We start from the raw sequence: 22,475 nt of genomic DNA on the forward strand, positions 1-22,475 counted from the left end.
AACGCGTCGGCCCGGTTGCGGTAGCCCTCCGGGGCGTAGCCGGCCATGGCGATGGTCAGATTGCCTCCAACCTCGTTACGGGACTCGCCCGTGGCCTTCTCCCACGCCGGCCGCGGCGGCGTCCAGAAGATTCGGTTACTGAACGCGCCCCCGTCGGCGACGTCGCCGGTGCGGGTCCCGCCACCGGTCGGCGGCGGTTTGGTACCGCCACGCTGGCGGGGCAGCAGATGGGATCCGGAATGCCCGGCCGTGGCATGATCAAGCCCGGAGTGATCGGAATCCGCGCCGTGTTCCTCGCTGTCGTGGTGTTCCTCGCCGTGCTCGCCGAAAATCTTCGCCAGTCCGGGCAGCCCCACGCCCAGCTCCGCGATCTTGGTTTCGGATCCCCGCACGACGCTGTACCGGCCGTCGGTCTCCAGATAGTCCTCGGTGGAGGCGTCCCGCCGACCTTCGTACCGGGGGTTGAACATCCGCAGCTTGACCGTGAGGGCGCGGTTCCACCCGTCCTTGGGAGCAAGCACGATGACCGCCGGATCATCCGAGATCATCTCCTCGAACCGGCCCGGCATGTTCGTCGTCGCCAATTCCTCACGGATCTCGATCGGAATGTCCGAGCGCTCATAGACCGGATCCTCACCGCCGTGGCGGCGCACCAGGTCGCCGGCGGTCAGGGTGAGGAACTGCGAGCCGTGCAGCATCGCCGCCAACCCGGACAACGCGCCGGAGGGCATCCGCCACTCGCGCTGGCCGGCCAGCGCCTGGTCGATCACCGCCCGGTTGGAGTGCGGCGAGAACCGTTTCACCTCCAGCACCGGCTCCGGCGCCGGCGCACCCGGCTTGCCGGGCTGTACCGGCAGGTACTGCGACGGCACCCACAGCGGCGTCCAGAACCGCGCATCGTCCAGGAACGTCGGAGTCGCCCGCGAGTGCAGAACGTCGCTGCGGCGTACCGCCCCGTACACACCCCACGGCGTGCGGTAGTCGAACCGTCGGGCGGTGCCGTTGAGCCGCTCCCGAAAGTACATCTTGCTGCCCGTGGTGGTCTGCGCGCTGCGGTGACGTCCATACCCGGCGCCATACCGGCCGTTGACGTCCACCAGGTACCCGTGCGGCAGGTGCGGGTGACCGCCGAACTCGACCTCCCCGTCGACCGCCCAGCCCTTCGACTCACCGACATCGGCCGCGAACGCGGTCTTGTTCTGCACGTCGATCGACATCCCCGGCACCTCGACCGAAGGACGCAGCAGATTCTCGATCAACGTCGAAGCGGACACCTCGAAGACGTAGTCACCCAGTGCCAGCTGATAGTCGATACCGCCGGTCACCGCGTCGACATACCGCGCGCGCAGGCCGGGTGCGCCGAACCGGATCGCCAGCTCACGCAGCACCTTGGTGTAGCTCTCCTGGCTCAGCAGGTGACGCACACCGTACGACGGATCGGCAACCATCGACATGAGGGTGGTCAACGCGGCGAAGAACACCTCGTCGGCACCCGGTACCTCCTTCACCCTGGCCGGCCACACCGCCTTACGGCTGGCCAGCTCCGGCGGCTCGTACGGATCCGAAGTCGGTGACGAATCGTCGCCCAGCGGCGTCGACGGAACCGGACGATGCCACACGGTGGGGATCGTCAGGCCGTCGGCCAGAGTCTCGAAAGCGAGCGCGCCGCTGATCGCCCCGTCGTCGTCCACCATGAAACGCAACGGCGTCTGGTCGGCCGTCGCCGCACCGCGCCCGGCCGGAGGCAGCGTCAGCACCCGCACCGAGTCCGGACTCTCCCGCAGCGCATGCCACTGCGGCTGATCGACGATCGCGGCCGGCAGATCGACCTGCACCGGACCGTGCCGCCGGGCGAAGGCCAACAACTGCGTCGCGTTACGGATCGGATTGCCCGCGGTGAACGGACGCCGCCCGTCGACCGCCGTGCGAGCCGTGTCGGCCGCCGTCCGGGAGGTGTCGCCCGTCGGCGCGGTGCCCAGCGGTGCAGTCGCCGGCGGTGTCGCCGCCACCGCCGGCGACTCCTCGCGCCGCAACGGGGTCAGCCACCGCTGCGGGTTCGCCACACCGCCGTCGGCGTCGACGAACCCGTCCAACGCACCGATGATCTCACCGTCGTGGTCGACGAGGAACCGCAGCCGCGTCTGGCCCTGCGGCAGCGGAACGGCCCGGCCATCCCACGCGGCGCGGATCACCCGCACCTGCGGTGGGGACTCGTCGGCGAGCGCCCGCCACTGCGGCGGCACGGCAACCTCCGCAGGCAGGTAGACCTGCACCGGTCCGAACTTCCGGGCGTAGGCGACGAGCTGGTCGACGGTGCGCACCGGGTGCACCGCGGTGAACGGGTCGTTCGGCCGCGCCGGCGGCCGCTCGGGCGCCGGCGCGGTCTGCGGCATCCACCGGTGCGGCAAATCGACCCCGTGGTAGCCGAACGCGCCGAGGACCGCGCCGTCGTCGCCCACCATGAACCGCAGCGGTGTCTGGTCCGGCAGGGGGATCGCCAGCACGGACGGTTCGGTGATCACCGTGATCCGAGGGTCACCGGCCAGCCTGCGCCAGTCAGCGAGAGCAGCCACCTCGGCCGGCACGTGCACCTGGGTCGCACCATGCCTGGCGGCGTACGCCTCCAACTCCTCGACGCTGGTGACCTGGTTGCCCTCGGTGAACGGATCGGTCTGCGTCGTGAAGTAGTCCCGCACGTTGTCGACCACCGCGTGGTACAGGTACTTGCCGCCCCGCCACGCCACGGCGAAGGGCCGCGTCATGCCACGCAGATGGTCCCGCAACTCGTTCGGATGCACACCGGGCCAGCTCGGATCCCACTCGAACCTCGCCGACGCGGCCGTGTCGTCGCCGTCGGCCCGGCGCGCGACACCCGCCGGGCCGAACACGGTGGCGGTGGCGTCGTCGACGAGACTCGGCGTCATCACCGCACCCAGAGCACGGTGCTCGAACTGGGCGGCGTCCTCGTGGGCGATCGCCAACTCACTCATCGTGGTGGCCCTGACCGGCGGACCCAAATCACGATCAGCCGACAAGAGCCGGATCTCCACGTCCCACTCGGCCGCGTACCGCTGCTGCCCCCGCTTCCGGTCATTCATGAAAGCCGTCTTCGCCTGCACCTGCTGCGCGAGGGTGTAGCCGAAGGTCCGTTCCACCTGCACACTCAGCGGAGTGAGCGAGACCGACAGGGACTTCAGCAGGAGAAAATCCAGCGGGAACTTCGCCGCGGCCTTCGTCCCACGCGACCGTCCGCCCTTGACCGTGTACGTGGACGCCTGGTCATCGCGAAGATTGACCGGCGCCCCCCCGACATGCGCCACCCGCCGCAAGGTCGCCCGGGTCAGCAGAGTGGCCTTCGTCCCATCCGGCATCTCGATCTCGTTCGACACGTAGGAACCCGTGGTGACGAACCGGCTCCGGTCCTTGAACCCCTTCTCGTTCACATACTCACCGCGAATCTCCCGCAGCGTCTCGGCCCGCTTGGCGCTGTCGCCCACCGACTGCATCCGGAAGATACGAAAACGCGAGAAATTGGTGTTACGCAGCCGGTCGGCCAGTCGGGTGAGCAGCGGCTCCACGTTGAACGCGTTCAGGGTATGGCCGACCTCGAACAACGCGCTCGGTTCGACCACGTTCCGCCACTCGCCGTACTTCGCCGCGTCCTCCAGCCGGGCGAACGCCGCTGGATAGCCCACCACCACATGCCGCTCCAGTACCGCGCGCTCCGGCAGCAACGTGCCGTCACGCTCCACCGCGACACTGATATCAGCCAAATACACGTCCATCTCGCCGGGCAGCGACCGGGAACCCGACTGCACCTCGTGCGCCACACCCCGGTGCAGGCCACCGCCACGGCCCACCTTCAGCCCGACCTTGCCGGCCAGCAGACCCAGGGTGTTCGTCACCCCACGAAGAAGACCCTCCGGCCCGAAATCTCCCTGATGCCCCACGTCCCGAACAGTGGCGTCCTTCGTCGTCGTATCCCCGTAACGGCTGGTGTTCTGCGTCACCCAACTCCGACCCGCATGCGCACCCACATCCAGATGTTCGGCGTGCTCATGGTTGCTCGTGCCGAACCGGATCACCGCCCAGTGGCCACCCGCCTCGACCACCAGCCCCTCACGCAACAACACCGTCCAACGGGTAGGGTCACGGCTCGCCAACTCCTCACGCAGCACCGTACGAAGCCTCCGCCGCAGAGCCGCCTCCTCTGGATGGCCGTACACCGCCATGATGCGGTCCACCGCGGTATCCAACGCCGCACGCTCCGCCGCCACCACCGCCGCCGTACGGGTACCGCCCCGCGGCACGACCACCACGTCGGGATCAGCGAACGGCATCACATGCTGAACGTACGAGTCACCGTCCATACCCTCCTCGGCGAACCACGGCAGGACATGCTGCGGCTCCACCCGCTCCGTCGGCGTGGGCGACGGCGGCCCACCACCGGGTTCCGACGGCTGCGAATCGGTCAGACCCGACTCCATCGACGGAATCCGGCTCGGACGCCGACGCCGGTTCGACGGCGCCGGCGACGGAGTGGGCGACCGACTCCACGCATCCACCGACGACGGATCCACGTGACCACGCTGACGCACCCGACCATGGCGGCCCCGGGAACCGGTAGACCCCTGCCCGGCGGAGTATTCCGAATCGCTGGGATAGTCGTTGTCCGAGGAAAGCACAGCGTCCTGCCCACCGAGGGTCGGCGCGGATCGACGCGGCCGAACCCCCCGCCCCCGCTGCGACTCAGCGTCGCCACCCTCCGAATCATCAGTGTCCCGACGCGCCCCCGGCGACGACTCGACGTCCGAATCCCGCCTCGGCCGAACCTCCCGACGACCAGCACCCGACACGACGTCCTGACTGGGCTCGTCATCGACGTGACTCACCGTGATCTGCGGCACCCCAGGCGACTGCGACGGCTGCTCACCGGTCCGCCCGACCGGCACCATGCCCTCCTGTGGATCCCTTGGGCTGGCCAGCACGGAGCCGGGGCTGGCCAAATCGGAGCCGGTGCCGCCCGCCTCGGTGGCGGCGACCGCTGCGGCGAGATCCACCTCGATCAGCGACGACGGGTCGAACAGGTCAACCACGACCTGCCGGCGGTGCGGGTCGACCGTCGGCTCACCGGACCGCACCGTCCAGCCCTGCGCGAACAGCTGGCGCAGCCGGGCACTCCGACGACGGTCCCGCTCCACGACCGGGTCCAGTGGCGTCGGTCGCATCGCCCGGACCACCGCGCCGTCGGCGTCGACCTTCGCCCGGATCATCACCTCGGTGCCGTTCACCACGGCCCGGTACATCTGGAAGCCGGGTAGCAGCAAGTCGCGGCGGACCCGGTTGGCGGGGTCGACGACCCGCCGCACCAGGTCGTACGCGACAGCCTGGGCCGGTGCGGGCGGGACCGGCTCCCCGTCGGTGGAGCCGGTCAGGCCGGCCTCCCGGGCCAGCTCGTCGAAGTACCGGACGTCCGACGGCGACAGCACATCCCCGGTCCAGGTCCGAGCGCCGTCCTGGTCGGACCTGGCATGTAGCCGGTAGACGTCGCGCCCGGTGACCGGGTCGACGATCTGAAACGTGTTCGCGTCCACCATCCGCCCGGACACCGGTCGGCTCCGCCCGTCGTCCAGTGTTTCGGTCACCACCGACAGCCGCGGATCGGCCGGCGTCCACCCCGGCCGGTCGCCGGCCCACCGATGGCCGGCCGGTGCCACCGACCGACCGGCCGTGGGCAGCGTCCACCCGGCGCTCTCCAGCTGCCGCCGGGCCGTGTCGTGGACCGCCTCTCGCCGGCCGCGGTAGTGGTGCGCGGCGTCGGTCGATCGGTCGGCGAGCAGCTCCATCCCGTACACATCCTGACGGATCCGCCGGACAGAACTGTTGATCACGTTCGTGGAAAGGAAGAACTCGGTGTCCGTCTGCCGGGTCGCGTCCCAGGTGACCAGATGCAGCGCGCCGGGGACATCCGAGTCGTTGGTCAGCGACCAGGCCTCGACGTGATCGTCACCCGCCCGTACCCGGGCCGTGTACCGACCGCGTGGCTCCCCGTCCGGCGCGAACACCTGGTAGGCGATCTCCTCGCTCTCCGGCCGGCGGGTGACCGTCACGTACGACCCGTCCGGTGCCGTGGCCAGCCGGCCGTCCGACGCCACCGGGGCGGGTCCGACCTGCTGCGCCTCCCGCAGGGTCCGCAGCGCATCCTGCTCGAAGACGTTTATTTCGACCCGCCGGGCCGTCTCGTCGACCACGCCGAAGCGCCCCGGCACGATCGTCCATTCCGCCTCGCGCAGCTCGGCCAGGATCCCGTCCGCGTCGAACTCGAGCAGCGCCTCGTCGAGCGGGACCGGCCGCCGCACACCGAGGACGGTGCCGTCCTCAGCCACCCTCGCCCGAACGGTGACCGGACGCCCGTTGACGATCTGCCGGTAGACGCCGAACCCGGGAAGCAGCAGATCATCGCGAATTCGATGCTCGGGGCGGACCACCTGCTGGACGAATCTGAGGGCCTTGTCCGCCGGGGTACGGCCACCGGACACCTTGTCCAGCCGGTGGCGCGCCCGCTGCCAGCGGCGGTACACGGCGTCCCCCCAGCTCTGGCCGGTATGGTCCGGTCGAGGTTGATCGGCCGAGGTCCAGCCAAGCTCCTTGGCCAATCGGTAGAAGTACCGTGCGGCGGGCGGGGACAGCACACCGCCCATCCACTCCCGGCTGCCCTCCGGCCCGACCGTGGCGAACAGCCGGTAGATTTCCCGGCCATCGTCCGGGTCGACGATCTGGAAAGTGTTCGAGTCGACCTGTCGCCCGGACACCTCCCGGCGGCTCCCGTCCGACAGGGTCTCCGTGACCACGTCGAGCCGCACCCCGTCGACCGAGGTGGGCACCCAGCCGACCCGGTCGCCCCGCTCCCAGGCATGGAAGAACGGTGCCGTTGTCGCCGTACCCCCGTCCGGGGCGAGCGTCCACCCCATCCGCTCCAGTTGCGCCCGCGCCGCCCGGTTCGCCTCCTGCCGCGGCATCTCGTAGGTACGCGCCCCGTCGCCCGAACGCCGTGTGCCGGGTAGCACCCGCATCCGATACGTGCCCTGACGAACCTTGTCCACCTTGTGGTTGACCACGCTGCCGGACCGGAAGCTCGCCTTGGTACTGTGCTGGGTCACGAACCAGGTGTTCAGGTGCAGCGCGCCGGCAAGCTCCGAATTGTTCCGCAGCCGCCACGTCTCGACATAGCCGTGCTCGCCCCCGGTACTCGCCCCATCCTCCTCCACGGTCTTCGACTCAAAGCTGCCGCGCGGCCGGCCGTCCGGACCGATGATCTCGTAGCCGGTATGTCCGGGAGCGGGGACGTCCGGACGCACCCGGGCGACCACGTACGAGCCGTCAGGGGCCTTGGCCACCGTGTACGCGCGCCACCACGCCGGCCGGGAAGTCTCCACGGCCGACGGACCAGGCTGCTGCGGAGTCGACACCGGGGAACGCACCGCCACCGGACCCCGCGCCGGACCACCAGGACTGGCGACGACGTCGCCGTCGACGGCGGCGACCCCCACGCCGGACGGTTGGTCCCCGTCAATGACCTGCGCCCCGTCGGCCGCGGCGACCTCAGCGGCCAGCGACAGGTCGGGGTAGCCACGCCGCGGTGCGAAAAGCCGGTCGAGATGCCGTTCGCTTTCGATGGCCGGCGCCTCCAGCGGCAGCGCGGCGAACTCCGCCAGAGCCGCCCAGTGCGCCGCCCGCGCCTGGATCAGATCGATGGCGAGCCGCAGCCGGTCGCGCAGCCCGGCGGACGAATCGGCCACTGCGGCGTCGTACCGGGCCTGGACCCGCTCCACGTCCCGACGCCGGTCCCGCTCGACCGCCTCGACCCGACGGCGCACCTGCGCATCGTCGCCCAACAGCGACTCGTACAACTCCCGGGCGTACTCGTACTCAGGGGTGCCCGGGATCATCGGATTGTCCACCGCAGCCTGCAACACGGCGTCCTCGTCGGTGTCGAAGACCGTCCTCAGCTCCGCGACCGTTCGGTGGGTGACGGCCAGGTAGCGGGCGATCGCGAAGTGCTGCTCGACGTGCACCCACTCGTGGCGCAGCGTGCCTACGACGGCCGCCCAGGAGGTCACCCGGTCGGCCAGCAACACCCGCCACGACTTGCGGTCGAAGCCACCGTCCAAGCCGTTGAGCTGCTCGCCGGTGACCAGCCGCGGCGCGGGAACGTGCCCCGGGCTCGGCTGACCGGTGTCGACGTGCGACACCGGGTTGCCCTCTGGCCCGGTCAGGTAGGCGAACAGGTCGCCCACGGCCCGGCGCAGCTCAGCCCGGGTCGGCACGGCGCTCAGCTGCCCGCCGATCCGCTCGGCCTGCCGATGGTAGTCGACCAGGGCCCGATCCTCCGGCCGGTGATGGTCCGGCCGCTCACCGACCAACTCCCGCACGTGCAGCCGGGTCAACTCCCCATCCGACAGCCGGTCGAGCCACGCCCGCAGATCGGCCCAGACCGCGTCCGGTGGCTGGTGCCCCGGCGCACCGACGTACAACCGGAGTCGACCGGCAGCGGGCTCGGCGAGCTCCGCCGCGATCACACTCGCCGGTACGCCCGGCGGCCGAACCCAGATGACGTCGGCGAACCGGACGATCGCCCAAACCCGGTCCGAGCCTCGCGGCTGTTGATCCGTGCTCGGCGGCTCGGTCGACCCGCCATCAGCCGGCAGGGCCGGCGACAGCCCCTCCAGTCGCCGCCCCATCATCAGGTCTTCCACCGGTGCGCGTAGCGTCGCCGCCGAATCCCGAGTATCGGTCTGTACGCCGGCGTGGAAGTCGCGCATGGTGACGCTCTCCGCAGAAGCGGCAGGCGGCATCGGGTTGCGCGGCGGTGCCGGGACGATGTCCCGCAGCATGAACACGACCGGATCGAGCATCAGCGCGATGATCTCCCCGGACAACAGCACCCCGGTATCGACCAGCCGCAACCTCCCCTGCGATCCCGACGTCCCCCCCAGAGCAGCGACGACCGCCTCGGCCGACACACCCCGGACCGTACCGTCCCGACCGATCACCGTGCCCGACGGCGGATGCAGGAAACCATCCGCCACCACCCGCCACCCGGTACCGGGCACCTCCACCCCGTCCGGCCGCCGAACCCGCCCATCGACACTGTTCACCTCGAACGACACCACCGAGTCACCCGAGAAGAACCGCCCACCCCGCCAGTCCGCCACCGGGTCGGCGACCGGTGCCGGATCAACCACCGACTGCGGCGTGTTCGCCGCGTGCGGCTCCTGCCCGATGCTGGTCGACGTGGTTTCCTCGTTGACCCGTTGTCGTTCGGCCGTGGTCCACGCGTCCGCCGTGTCCTGCTCGATCGTGTTCCACGTGTCCGCTTCGTCGCGCAGCGCCGCCGCCCACACCCGCGCGGTGTCCTCGCTCACCCGCTGCTGTTCAGCTTCCGCCCACGCGTCTGCCACCTCCCGCTCGATCGTGTTCCACGTGTCTGCTTCGTCAGCCAGCGCCGCCGTCAACGCCCGCGTGGTTTCCTCGTTGACCCGTTGTCGTTCGGCTGTGGTCCACGCGTCCGCCGTGTCCTGCTCGATCGTGTTCCACGTGTCCGCTTCGTCGCGCAGCGCCGCCGCCCACACCCGCGCGGTGTCCTGTCGTGTGGTGTGGTGGCGGCGGTGGGCGGCGATGAGTTGGTCGAGGTTCGCTGGTGTCAGTCCGTCTGGTGGGAGAGGGCCGGCGCCGAGGTAGCGTGCGATCGTGTCGGCGTAGTCGCGTGGCGGTCGGCCGGGCCGCCAGATGGTCTGGGTCAGCTGTGGTGTGTCCGGGTCCGCCGGGACGACGGTGATCGCGGCGTGTGCGTGCTCCGCCGTGTCGACGAACTGGACCCGGACACGTAGGACCGGCCGTTGCGCGTCCACCTGGAGTTTGTGTTTCGGCAGGTTGAGCTCGGTTTCGACGCCTCGCACGACGTCGCCGCGGATCTGCGCCAGCTGTTGTGGTGAGATGTCCGGACCGCTGGTGAGGTGGACGCGGACGAGGGTGTTCCATTGCTTGTGGGTCGCCGACAGCTGGTACCGCACGACGGTACGGCGGTCGTTGTCCGGCGCCGGCCGGCCGGAGGGCCCGGAAGCCTGGTCGTTCAGGTCGGTGTCGATTTCGGTCACCTGCGGCCGGATGTGCTTGATCGTGACGGCGCGGAACGGTTCACCAACCTGGTTGGCCAGTTCCTGTGCTGCTGTGCGTACCCACCGCTCGGCCTGTTCCGGTGTGACGTCCTCCCGGACGTCCAGGCTCATGTACCGGCCGGACTGGTCGTTGGCCTCCCACAGTCCGGTCTCAGGATCCCGGTGGAACTCGCCAGCGACCCGCAGACGGTTCGCGTAGGCGCGGCCCGGTTCCTCGACAACGGTTCGGAAACGGGCGCCGATGGTGGTGTGCCCCAGGTTATCCAGTTCCGCGCGTAGCTGCGCCTCGGTGAGGCCGGGCCTCGCGGCCAGCAGGGCGTCCCGTTCGTCGCGCAGCAGCGCCGAGAACGCCTCCTCGGAGCCGACGAAAACCTGTCCGCTCTCGGTCACGATGTACTGCCAATTCACGTCGGGCCGGTTCCAGTACACCTGCGGCACGAACTCGTCCAGCGGCATCCACAGCGGGTTTATCCGGACCTCGGTTCCCATCACCTCGAATCCCGCTCTGTCTTCACCGTCATCCGGCTGCTCGTGCGGCTTGACCCGCTTGGGGTAGATCGCGGGACCAAGGGTGTGGTCCGCCTCGGCGCCGGACGCCATGCCGGTGGGCGCGTAGGACGGGTACACCATGTTCGGGTAGGGGGCGGGCTCGCGGACGAGATACCAGCCGTCGTTGTCCGGCACGAACTCGTCGCGGGTCATCACGGTGGTCGACGAGGTGTGTTCTCCTGGCTGGTAGACCAGGACATTGCCGTCGGGCTGAACCCGGGCGGCCCGGATCCGCCGGTCCCGCCCAACCGCCACGATGTCGGTGCCGGTGGGCAGCGGGCGCCGCCGGGCCGGAGCACCCGCATCGGTGTCGGAGTGCCCGGCGTCGTCGTCGGGTGACCCGACGCGCAGGGCGGGCGGCTGGCCCAGGCGCCGCCACATGTCCCGGCGTAGCTGATCGACCATGAACCGGGCGGACCGCGGTCCGGCGAGCCGCTGGTGGGTCACCTGCGCCGCAGCGGTTTGCAGGCCGGCTGGATCGAGTTCGTCGACCCGCAGGCCATCGGCGGACGCCCCGTCGACCAGCCACTGCACGGCCAGGTGGGGAACCGCGCTCGCGGTCGCGGTGGGATGCCACACCTGCCCGGCCGGCGCCGGGCCGACCGTGAGCGCACGCCAGCTGGCCGTGACGACGGTGCCCGGCTCGCTGACGTGGATCACGCCCGCGCCGTCCTCGTACAGGTGAGGGCCGGGTCCGGTCGCCGGCGGCGACACGACGGCTGGGCCGGTCCAGACCACGGGCACGCCGGGACCGACCGCCCGCGACGACGGCGGCGACGACGGTGGTGGTGGTGGTGCGGCGGCGGCAGCGATCGCGTCGGCCAGGTCGCCGCCCATCAGCTGGCGCGGCCCACCACCGGCGGGGAAGTACACCCAGGTGCTGGGCGTAACGTCGGTGGGGTCGGCCGAACGGTCGGGCAGCCGGCCAAGACTCACCGCGCGCAGGTGCCCGTCTGTGTCGAGCAGAACGTCGTCGACGCTGGCGACCACACCCTGGCCGAAACGCTGGGCGAACCGGCCGGCCAGCGCCCCGGCCCCGGAGGCGAGACTGGCTCCACGGTTGAGCACCAGGACCAACGGCTGTTCCCGACGCGACGGGTGCTGCGCCCACCAGTCGACGAGCTGCTCCTCGGTCATGCTGTCCACACCGGTCGTTGGCCGACCGTCACCGTCCAGACGGGTGACACCACGGCTGACGGTGCCGGTGTGCGGGTCGTACCCGTCGACGACGAGCACCTGCCATCCATCGACACCCGTCATCATCGACACGGCTCGGCTGCGGGCAGCGTCCGCGGCGGTGTCACCGGAGGGCAGGTGCACCGCGCCGGTCATGGTGACGGCATCGTGATCGGTTCCCCGCCACACCGCGTCGGCTCGCAAACCCGTCGATACCCGTGCGGTCGTCCACTGGTCGGCCGCCCAGGCCAGCACCTCCGCCAACAGCTCTGGATGCGCCATCTGGGCCGAATCGACCCTGAGCTGGTGCGGCTGTTCCCGGTGGCTGCCGACAGCGGCGTGCCACAGATCGTCCGGAGCGAGCCGCAGCTGCGCCCGGGCTCCGGCGCCAAGATCCTCCGAGGTCACCCGCATGACGAAGCGGTCACCACGATCCGGGAGGAACACCTTGACCAGACCGTCCTCGCGCACATCGAACCGGTACCGGCCGACCCGCGCGGTGTCCGTGCCCACCGCGTCCCACAACTGCCCGGCCAACGTCTGCTTGCCGGAGCTGCGGGCCTGCGCCAAGTGCTCGGCGAGCACCCGCCGCGAGGCACCGCGCGGCTTGGGGCCGATCAGCGGGATCTCCCGCAACCTCGACAGCTCGGCGTCGTCCCGCACCGGGTAGCGGTACCGGGCGTCCAGATCGGCGGCGACCGCGGTCCACCGTCGGCCCTCCGGATCCTGCTCACGACGCAGACCCAGCCTGTCCAGCAGCACAACGGTCTTCTTGCGGACCTGCTCGCCGTCCAGATCGGCACGGGCACCGTACCTCGGATCACCGACACGCCGTAGATCCCGCGCGAGCTCGTACAACCGAGCCACGTTCTGCCGGTCCCGGTGCGACAACCGCAGGTCCCCGTCCGGCACCGGCCCACGCGACAGCGCCGGCGGATCGGCGTGGTACCACGCGTCGGTCGCCCGGACGGCACCACGCCGGGCGAGTTGGGCAACGTGCGACAGCCGCAACCGCAACGACCGCGGCAGGTCCCACACCCGGTGCTGCCGGTCCACTGCGGCGATCCTGCCGTTCGCCACCGATGCGATCCCCGCCAACACGGAGACCTCCGCAGCCAGATCCGCCGTCGGTACCGGCTGCCGGGCCTCGCGGAGCTTGCGCTGGACGTCGAAGTACGCGTACTTCGGAATCATGCTCCGGGTCAGGATCTCACCCGTGAGCGCCAGCAACCGGGCGGCGAACGCACCCACCACCGTGACGGGCAACGCCACCGTACCGATCGGGAAGGCCACGCTGCCGGCCACCGCGGCCCCACCCGCCGCCACGAGCGCGGCCGGACCCTTGTAGTAGTAGTTCAGCCGCTTGGAGACCTCACTCGGTCTACCCGCCGCCTTGGCGGCCTTTCCGTACGCCGCCGCCTCAGCCAGACTGCGCAGCCGCACGAACCGCAGAGTCCGCGGTAGCCAGTGCCGTCCCGGGTCGACCGTCTCATCGATCGCCACCGGACGGGCCCGGTCCTGCCGGTTCCGCCCATCGTCGGCGTAGCGGTCCAGCAGATACTCCGCCATCTCGTCAAGGAATATCAGCCGCTGCAGCGCATCCCAGGATGCGACGTTCTGCGCGAGCAGGGCCTCGTGCGGGCGCAACCGCGCCCACCCCGCACCATAGGCGAGGCCGCCGAGCGCGGCGGAGAACAGGTTGCCGTCAGCCAGGTTGATCGCGCTGTTCCAGATGTGCGACAGCGCCGTCGACGGCGCCTGCGCGGCGGCGGCCTGACCTCCGTACCAGGACGCGTTGGTCAGCGCGATCGGCTTGTCGGGCGTGACACCCCGCTCCGTCAGACGGTAGGTCTGCTGTTGGCTGCTCCGCAACGGATTACGGAGCAGCTGGCGCATGTCGTCGTTCAGACTCCTGGACTCGGCCTCGATCCGCTGACGCAGAGGCTGGATCGTCTCGCGGAGGCTGTCCAGGTGTTGCCGAACGTCGGGCGTGAGCGGGATGCCCAGCCCGTCCTGCCGGGTCGCCAGCTCCCGCATCAGGTAGTACATGCGCTCCACCGCGGTGTTGCGGATGTGGTCCACGGTGAGCTGCGCCTCGTGCCGGTTGCGCGCCCCCGTGATCCGGTTCGGGTGGTAGGCCAACCAGTCCCAAAGTGCGTTGACCGAGTTGAATCCGAACGTCAGCGCCGCGCCCTCGAGGCCCATGACCTCCGAGCCGGTCGGCGACGCGGCCAACGTGATCAGGTTGACTCCCGACCGGGCATTGCCGGCCGGCGTTCGTTTCTCGAAGTTCGATCTCGGTCCCGGCAACCGCGGCCAGACGAACTCGCGGGTACCCACCACCTCGGGCGGGTCACGCGTCAGATCCGGCGGTTTGCGCAGCAGGGCCCGCGCCGGCCCTTCCCGGTTACGGCTCGTCCGCGCGGCGCTCGAATCCGCGAACGCCTGCGCCGGCGCGCCGGCACTGCTGCTGGCCATACTGCCCGCGACGAGAGCCGGCAGCCGACCCACGAGCTCGCCGCTCACTCCCGTCGTGACGATCGCCGGCGCGGTAGCGATCACCCGCCGCGCGAAATACAACCAGTAACCAGGAGCATTGGCTGGTATCGGCTCGGCCGCCCGGCCGGTGAGCGCGGCGTTCACCGCGTCCACGACCTCAGCCGGCAGCTCCGCCCGACTGTCCCGCAGCAGGCCCCGGGCACGCTCCGCCGCGCGTGCCTGCGCCAACTCGACCGCCCGATGGCGGTACGCCCTCCACCACACCCGGCCGCGGGCCAGCTTGCCGAACCGCGAACGACCCGCCTGCAACTGCTTGAACGCCTCCAACTCCCCGACCAGCCGCCGGGCGCTCAGCTCGGCCTCACCCGGCACGACACGCGGTGCCGATGCCTCGTCGGAACCGGCCGGTGGCAGCGAGGCGGCAGCCGCCAACCACCGGGCGAGAGCGCCGGCACCACCCACCCGCAACGCGGCGTCACTGGCATCCCGCCGCACCCGCATCACAAATCCGCCGTCGGCCCGTCGAACGTCCACCGGCGAATCCCGCGTCACCCCAGGACCATCGACGTCGACAACAAGCTCGAGAGACATCGTGACGATGTTCTCGGCGTCCGCACCCGGCAGCCGAGAACCCGACTCACCCAACAGGCGCAGAGAGTGACGATCACCATCCCTGGTCACCGCGACCGACCGCAGCTGCGGCAGCACGTCCAACGCCACCGTGATCTCCCGCTCGACCGCTGCGGTGACCGTCTCGGCCTTGGTGTCCGCCCGCGTGTCGAAGACCCGCCTCCAATACAGCTCGGTCGCCGGACCCGGCAACGACCCCACCCGCCGCAGCAACGCCGGACCGCGCACCAGCGAATCCTTCTGATCGCCGAGCACCCCCAGCTCGCCCAGCATGATGGTGACGTCTGTGGCCAGATCGGTCGAGGTCGCAGCTGGCGCGCTGTCGGGCGCTGCCGGTAGCACCGCGAACTCCACGAGTCGTTGCCGCAGCCGAGACACCCGACGGACATCATCCGGCGACCGTGGGTCCAGCTTCGGCGAATACCACTTGGCCGGCCGCCCACCCACAACCAACTCATCACCACGAGGCTGCCGGTACACCACCCTGCGCAACACCCGACCCACGGCCGCACGCCCATCGGCGACCCGGCCACCCACCGACGGCGCGGCCTCGGTGCCCGCGACACTCGCCGACTCGGCGACCACACCCGACTCGGCCCGCTCCAGCGCAACCAGCGGCGGGACTTTCGGCGGAACCAGCGAGTCATCGACCTGACCCACCAGGTGGTCCATCCCGTTCCGCATGCCCTGATACGCCACCAGAACACCACCGAACATCTGCCGCCACCACTGGATGCCGTCCGCCGACGTCGTGACCGGAAGATCCTCGACCACCCGATCAAGCTCCGCGTCAAACCTGTCCAGCTCGCCTTGAGCGAACCTGGCATCGGCATCATCCGCCTGCAGCCGCTGCTGCACCGCAGGCACAGCGTCAAGCCGCTGCTTCCACTGGCCGTGCCAGTCCCGCAGACCGTTCGCGGCCGCCCGGAGACCCTCCAAACTCTCCGGCACGAACACCATCACATCCGGCCGGGACTCATCATCATTCGTTCTCGGCGTCGTCTCCGACTCTGTCGGCACCTCCAACCGTGTTTCGGGCAACGGAGCAGGGACCTCCCGCCCCTTGCCCTTCCACCTCGGATCGCGTTCCGGATCGGACGGGTCGCTACCGGCAACTTCCGTGTCGAATGCCTCCACCGTCAACGGGCGCTGACCCGACGACGGACCACCATCAGCCGACGAACTGGAGGAACCGCCCGGGTGCGCGCCGACCCGCTCGGGCTCCGGTCCGCCCACCGGCCGCCGGTCCTCGGCGGCAACCTGGATGCTCTCGGCCATCGGATAGAACCTCAGGTCCGTAAGGTCCGGCGGGAGCTTCCCTACGGTGTGGTCGTACGCGTTGATGAACGCGGGACCACCGGACGACTTGACCACCAGGTAGAGGTGTCCGTCTGGGCTGCGCGGCGTGGTGACGCGGAGGAAGCCCTGCGAGAACAGCGACGCGTCGGTCATCGCCCGCTCCACCGCGCCGTAGTCGGGCACATCGGTGGCCTGCTGCTCGGACAACCAGGTCAGGACACGGTCCAGCGACCGGGCGTCGCGGAGACCGCCCGGCCGGGTCAACCGCACGCCCTTGCCGGCGAAATACTCATACAACGCCAACGCCGAGTCCACACAGACCTCGACGTAGCCCTTCTCTCCCGCACGTGGATTGACCACCGGCAGCTCCCGGCCCAGCGCGGCGAGCTCGTCGACCAGCTGTTCCTTGGACAACCCGACGTCGACCGTCGGGTCGGACAGGCCTTCCAAGGCCGGGGACAACGGTACGAACCGCACCTCCTGCGGCAGAGCCGGCAGGGTTGCCTGCTCGCGGGTCTCGGCATCGACGAAAGCCACCTCGCCGTTCCACGAGTGGTGCACCACGGTCATGACCGGCGGTGCCCCGGGCCCGGCGTGGGTCACCAGCACCCCGGCAGCGCCCGTGGGAGCGTCCGCCACCACTCGCTCGATCCGCTGGTAGCTGGCCGTGTCCGGGTTCATCCGGTTGCCGACCGGGCCGGACTCCACCCCTGCCTGGCCGAATCCCGCCACGGCCGTGGCGAACAGCCGCGCCGACGCACTAGACCGCCCGCCGGTGATCTGGGCGATCAGCAGGCCTGTCGCCGCCACCCGCCGTTCGACGGTCGACGCGCTCTCCCGCGCATGGTGCGGCGGCAGGTCACCGTACAGGCGACGCACGGTTCCCGGCGGCATTCCCGGCGTCACCGGGTGTCCGGCGCTGGACGGCACGCCGTCCGCCAGGCTGCTCGCGCCGGCCCCGTCCTGCGGGGACTCGTCGTGCCGAGGCGCGTCGTGGCCGGGCCCTCCGTCGGCGAACACGTCCACGTCAACCCTTGGACGAGAATCCGTTTCGCCGCGAGGCGGCTGTTGATCCGTTTCGCCGCGAGGCGGCTGCTGATCCGTGCCCGACGGCTCCTGGCCCGTCCCCGGCACCGCCCCGTCGCCAGTGACCGATTCGGGGCTGGCCAGCCCGTCCGGTCCGTCGCTCGTCAACGCCGGCCCGCGCACGCCGGGCACGCTGCTCTGGGAGATCACGTTCGCCGGGCCGGGCGGCGTGGCGCCACTAGTTCCGGCCCGGCCCGGCGTCGCCGTCGGCGAGGTGCCCGGTGCGCCGGTGGTCGGCGACTCGGGAACCGGCACCCTGGCGGTCGCCGGGTTGGGGGCCGGTGGCTGCGCCGTGCTCTCGCCGGGGGTCGCCTGCGCCGCCACTGGCCGGGCTGCCGAGCTCGCCGCCGATTGTTGACCGCCGGTTGGAGTCGTGCCCTGAGAAGCCGTGCCCGCAGGAGCCACACCGGGCAGCACCGCATCCGGCGCGATCGCATCCGCTGCGACCGCATCCGGCGTGGCCACACCCGAGATGTGCACCGGCGGGCCGGTCGTCTCCGACTCCGGCTCTGTCTCCGGCTGTGGTCCGAGCTCCCTCGCCGACACCGGTGGCGCGATGGGCGTGTAGGCCGGCGGCGGGGTGGTCGGTACCGAGGGTGGCACCGTCGACAGCGCCGGGCCGAACGCGGACTCGGCCCCGGCCCCGGCCCTGGCCCCGGCACCAGTCACCGGCGCCGCCGTCCCCTCCGTCTGCGACGCGCCGTCGCCAGCGGTGTACGGCGGCGGCGGTTCCTCGTCGACCGGTTCCCCGTCCCGATCGGTTCCGCTCGACGTCACGTCCGCCGCGCCGCCGGCTCCGGCCACCGTGATCGGTAGCTCCCATGGATTCGGCGTACGCAGTTTGAAACCGGTTCCCAGCCCGGTGCCAAGCTGCGACGCCAGCCCTGAGGTCAGGCCGGCGCTGGCGGCGAACGGGTTGATCTCGCCGGTGGCCGCCCACTCGGTGAGGAACTCGTGCAGCGATTCCTGGACCAGTTGTTCGGTGTTGTGGATCGCGGCCAGCTTCCACCGGTCGGCACCGACCAGCTTCAACTGGCCGCCGGTCAGCCGGAAGATGTCCTCGGCGATCTCCCGACTCACCTGTTGGGGCGTCTTCGCGCCCAGTTCACCGACCCGTTTGTTGACGATCGCCGCCAGATCCTTCTCGGTGATCGTCACACCAGGTCCTGCGCCGTTCTTGCCTGCGGCTCCCTTGCCCGCGCCGGTGGCACCGTTGCCGCCCAGATCCTTGATCACGGCACCGGCGGCCCCGCCCGCGCCGTCTGCTCCGGCCCGGCCCGCCACGTTCCCGCCGCCGACCCCGACGCCCACCAGAGTCAGCTTGATCTTCAACGCGCCGGTCATCTTCTTCGCCACCCATTGGGTGACGGCACCCAGCGGCACCGCCAGCGCCCCACCGATGGCACCGATCTTGACCGCCATCAGGACCTGCTCGTCGCGGGCCTCCTCCCATCCCGGGGTCCCCTTGTGCACTGCCTTCTGCCACTCCGCCGCGAGCCCCACGATCGCGGTCTGGAAGGCGATGCCGAAGAATTCGGCCTCGGCGATCGCCCACAGCACCCGCAGGATGCCCCGGTTGGCGATGAACCTGAACGCCGCGTACCGCCCGGCCAGCCAGGCCAACGAGCCGCCAAAAGTGACCTCGGCCATCGCGTACGCCCAGATCACCTCGGCCATCAGCTGAACGAGTTCGAGCAGCAGCGCCGACTTGGTGATGCCGACGTTCCAGCCGATCCCGCGCAACATCTGGGCGATCTGCCGGAATTCGGCGGCGAGGCTGGCCAGGTAGTGCGGCTCGGCCACGACGTACGGAGCCAGCCGATCCGCGAACGCCTGCTCACTCTGCCCGAACATGCTCGACCGGATCTTCCGGACGATCTGCACCAGCTCCGGCTCGACCCCGGTTTCCAGGATGGCTGCCCACGCGTCCCACTTGTCGGCGAGTGCCAGCAGAACGTCCTCGTTCTCTGGTGGAAACTCGTCGCCGGCCGCGACCAGGAACAGCTTACGCAGCGCCTCACTCTCGATCATGATCGCCACGAGAACCACCCCAGCCGGCCGACGACGCCATTGAGCCCTTGCTTCGATCTCGAAACTGGCGGTGTCACCCGCCGCGCGGGGCGGCTATCCGCCGCGCCGGCCGCCAGCGGAGTCGATCGCGGAGTCGTCGGCTGCTGCCAGCACCTGGCCGGAGCCCACCACCGAGCCACCGTGGTCAAGGATCAGCGTCTTCAGCATCCGGACGAACTCCCGGCTCGCCTCGGCGGACGGCTTGTAGTTCTTCTCCAGCAGGTGGGTGATGTGGCCGGCGCCGCCGGCCGAGTAGGAAAAGTGGGCGGCCGTCCACTCCATGTCTTCGAGCAGCGCGGCGATGATGTCCGACACCGTCGCGAGATCGACACCACCCCGTATCAGATTCTCCGGATCCGCAGCGATGTAGTCCTCGGAGCCTGCCATCAGACACCACCCTCTCGGCACGGCACGACCGGTCGTCACCTGCACGCCCCATCACCCCTCAAGGGTTCAGGTCGCGTCGTGACGATCCAGCACCGCCGGAACGAGGTTCAGCACCCTGGCATGCCAACCACGCCGGCGCCCGCACGCTTACACTTGCATCTACCGATGCCGCTGGATTTCACCAGCCGGCTGGGCCAACGGCGTTCGGAGGACAGCGACGATGGGTCGGACCTTCTCCGAGAGGCTGCGACATTCGCTCTACCTTGCACACCGCACGGCCGAACAGGCACGCTATCTCGACGCCCTGATGGAGGGGCGGCTCACGGTGGGCGGGTTCGGCGAACTGGCGACTCAGCGGTACTTCATCTTCCAGGCGTTCGAGGAGTCCGCGGCGCTCGTGCGCGACGATCCGGTCAGTGGCCGGTTCGTCTTCGAGGAGCTGGACCGGCTCGCCATCCTCCGCGACGACCTGGCTTTCTACCACGGTCCTGACTGGCAGGACCACATCGAACCGCTGCCCGAGACCTCGACGCACTGCCGGCGCATCACCGAGCTGGCGCGGACCTGGCCGGCCGGGTACGTCGCCCACTACTACGTCCGCTATCTCGGCGACCTGTCCGGTGGGCAGGTGTTCCGCAGCAGGATGGCACGTCACCAGGGCCTGACCGGACACGGCATTAGATTCTACGAATTTGCCGATGTTCCCGATGTGACCGCTTTCCGGGACCGCTACCACGCGTTGCTCGATTCAGTGGCCTGGGACGAGTCGGAACGTGACCGCGTCGCGCAGGAGGCGGTGCAGGCGTTCCGGATGACCAATGCCCTGTTCGCGGCGCTGGCGAACCGGGTGCTGGGCCCGGCCTGACACCCATCACCGGAGAGGTGGCTGACGGAGCCTGATGAGCGACGTGCTGGCGGATCCGATCACCGCCGTCCTGCGGGTGCTTCGGGTGGACAGGGTTCCCATGCTGAGCGGAATCCCGATGTTGGCCGCTGATCTGTACCGGACGAATGCCCGGCTGTGGTCGCTGGAGGACGAGGCGCGTAGTCCCGTCGACGACGCACGGCTCGGGCGGGTGAAGAGATCGGTGGACAAGCACAACGTGGCCCGCTCCGACCTGGTGACGGAGATCGATCACCTGTCGTCCGCGGCCCTGCCTGCCGACGGTGTCGATGTCCCGCCGTTGTCCTGCACGGTTGGCCTGACCCTGGACCGGCTCACCGTGGCAGTCCTACGGGTGCGAAGGTTCGACGAGACGGGAGACCGTCGCGTCGGGTACGCGCGACGCCAGCTTGCCGACCTGAACACCGCCACAGTGACCGATTGGACGGATCTGTGGCTCAGCCGCAGGCGGCTGCCCTGCGCCGGAGTCCTCAAGCGCTATCTGCCGGCTCCGGCGGCGGAACCGATCTGAGCGACCGGCAGTAGGCGTCCAAGATCCGGACAGGCAGGTACTCCGATGCAGCAGACAGGCACGCGACACCGATCATCAGAGTTTGTCTACGCTCGGTGATCGATGGAGTCCCGTGTTTCCGATCGTACGGTCCGCCGGCGCCTGCACCGGTGGTGACCACCATCCAATCCCTCGATCGAGCCGGACATCCCGGTCACGACGGTCCGCAGGTCGCTGGGACGGGCCGAGGACTTGCCGGTCCGCCGGTGCCAGGCGAGGGGGTCTCCCGATCTTTGGCGTTCGCCAACTCGGTCTTCGGCGGGCGGCGACTGCGGCCGTGACCATGCCGTCCTGTTCGGGCCGTCGTTTGAGGTGGCCGTCGAGCGGGCGTTCCTCTCGTGACCGCCGTCGGTCACTCGGCGATGATTAGCTCGGGCGGTGCCACCACATGGACGAGATAGGTGAACAGCGCTGGGTGCGAGATGGAGTGTGCAGCTATCCACAGGTTGACGGACCACGACCCGGAGCCATCGCGCCCGTGCTCGGCGATCGCTGCCCAATCGCGCACCCCCGCAGGGCGCAGGGCTGCGCCGACGTCCCACGTTTCGGCGACGGCGACCGAGGCGGTGATCGTCGACGGCGGGCCGGCGTAGGTGAGCCCGTCGGGGAGTGGCAGCGTCGTCTCGACGATGGTGTCGGTCGACGAGTAGATGCCGAAACGCTTCGGCTTGGCAGCGACCATGCGAATCCGCCCGCTGTGAATCGTCAGGCGTGCTCGGCCGCCTTCGGGCGTGGTGATCAACGAGTCGATCGATGGAGCAGGGTCGATTTTGAACTCGATCTTGGTCGCCACGTTGGCCACCCTACACCGCGGTCGACGGCCGCGTCCTGAAACATCCCGGGCTTGGCTTCGACGAGCGCCGGAGAAGGGACATGGGACGTGCACGCGGACGGTCAGGGGCGGCGTGGTCGCCGGGGCGGCCTGGCCTGGCACGCGTTGCACCCCGGCCTCGCCCGCACTGCCGCCGCCGGCCTCCGCCGGTCCTGGGAACGCCCCGCCAGCGCGCCGAAACCCCTCCCGGCCAGGCCCTGGCCGGCCACCCGGCCGACACAACCACCACCCCGCCACCCGCCACGACGTCCACAACCATCACCAGCACAAAGCCGGCCAACATACGGAAGAAAACTGAAGAAGCCGACCAATCCA

General features: G+C 70.1%; 5 protein-coding genes (1 of these 5 only partly in view). 2 read left to right on the plus strand and 3 right to left on the minus strand.

What is annotated here, in order from left to right; translation table 11 throughout:
* Together ACN27F_RS02850 and ACN27F_RS02855 are read right to left on the minus strand one after the other, a co-directional pair.
* Window positions 1-19,448, minus strand: partial view of a hypothetical protein gene (locus tag ACN27F_RS02850; RefSeq protein WP_421430992.1) — the 5' portion only. 12,820 nt of this gene lie to the left of the window's left edge; 19,448 of the gene's 32,268 nt are visible here — the first part of the coding sequence; it begins with the start codon at window positions 19,446-19,448; its stop codon lies beyond the left edge, outside the window.
* Window positions 19,449-19,541: 93 nt separating this feature from the next.
* Window positions 19,542-19,874 carry a hypothetical protein gene (locus ACN27F_RS02855; RefSeq protein ID WP_421430993.1) on the minus strand — a complete coding sequence of 111 codons (333 nt, stop codon included), beginning with the start codon at window positions 19,872-19,874 and terminating at the stop codon, window positions 19,542-19,544.
* Window positions 19,875-20,094: 220 nt separating this feature from the next.
* Between ACN27F_RS02855 and ACN27F_RS02860 the strand changes: the two genes are divergently transcribed.
* Complete coding sequence (locus ACN27F_RS02860) at window positions 20,095-20,739, plus strand: heme oxygenase (biliverdin-producing) (RefSeq protein ID WP_421430994.1); 645 nt, start codon at window positions 20,095-20,097, stop codon at window positions 20,737-20,739.
* 34 nt (window positions 20,740-20,773) lie between these two features.
* Entirely contained in the window at window positions 20,774-21,289 is a 516-nt protein-coding gene (locus ACN27F_RS02865; protein WP_421430995.1) for a DUF4254 domain-containing protein, read from the plus strand.
* Window positions 21,290-21,680: 391 nt separating this feature from the next.
* On the opposite strand, the gene ACN27F_RS02870 is transcribed toward ACN27F_RS02865, so the two are convergent.
* A complete protein-coding gene (locus tag ACN27F_RS02870) occupies window positions 21,681-22,121 on the minus strand; it encodes a hypothetical protein (protein ID WP_421430996.1) in 441 nt (146 codons plus the stop codon).
* Window positions 22,122-22,475: the final 354 nt, after the last annotated feature.

This window comes from Solwaraspora sp. WMMB335 (assembly GCF_049179075.1).
Taxonomy (GTDB): domain Bacteria; phylum Actinomycetota; class Actinomycetes; order Mycobacteriales; family Micromonosporaceae; genus Micromonospora_E.

What these genes read in the sequence shown, in the direction of transcription:
- ACN27F_RS02855 (WP_421430993.1), bottom strand. Translation starts at nt 19,874, where the DNA reads ATGGCAGGCTCCGAGGACTACATCGCTGCGGATCCGGAGAATCTGATA.
- ACN27F_RS02860 (WP_421430994.1), top strand. Translation starts at nt 20,095, where the DNA reads ATGGGTCGGACCTTCTCCGAGAGGCTGCGACATTCGCTCTACCTTGCA.
- ACN27F_RS02865 (WP_421430995.1), top strand. Translation starts at nt 20,774, where the DNA reads ATGAGCGACGTGCTGGCGGATCCGATCACCGCCGTCCTGCGGGTGCTT.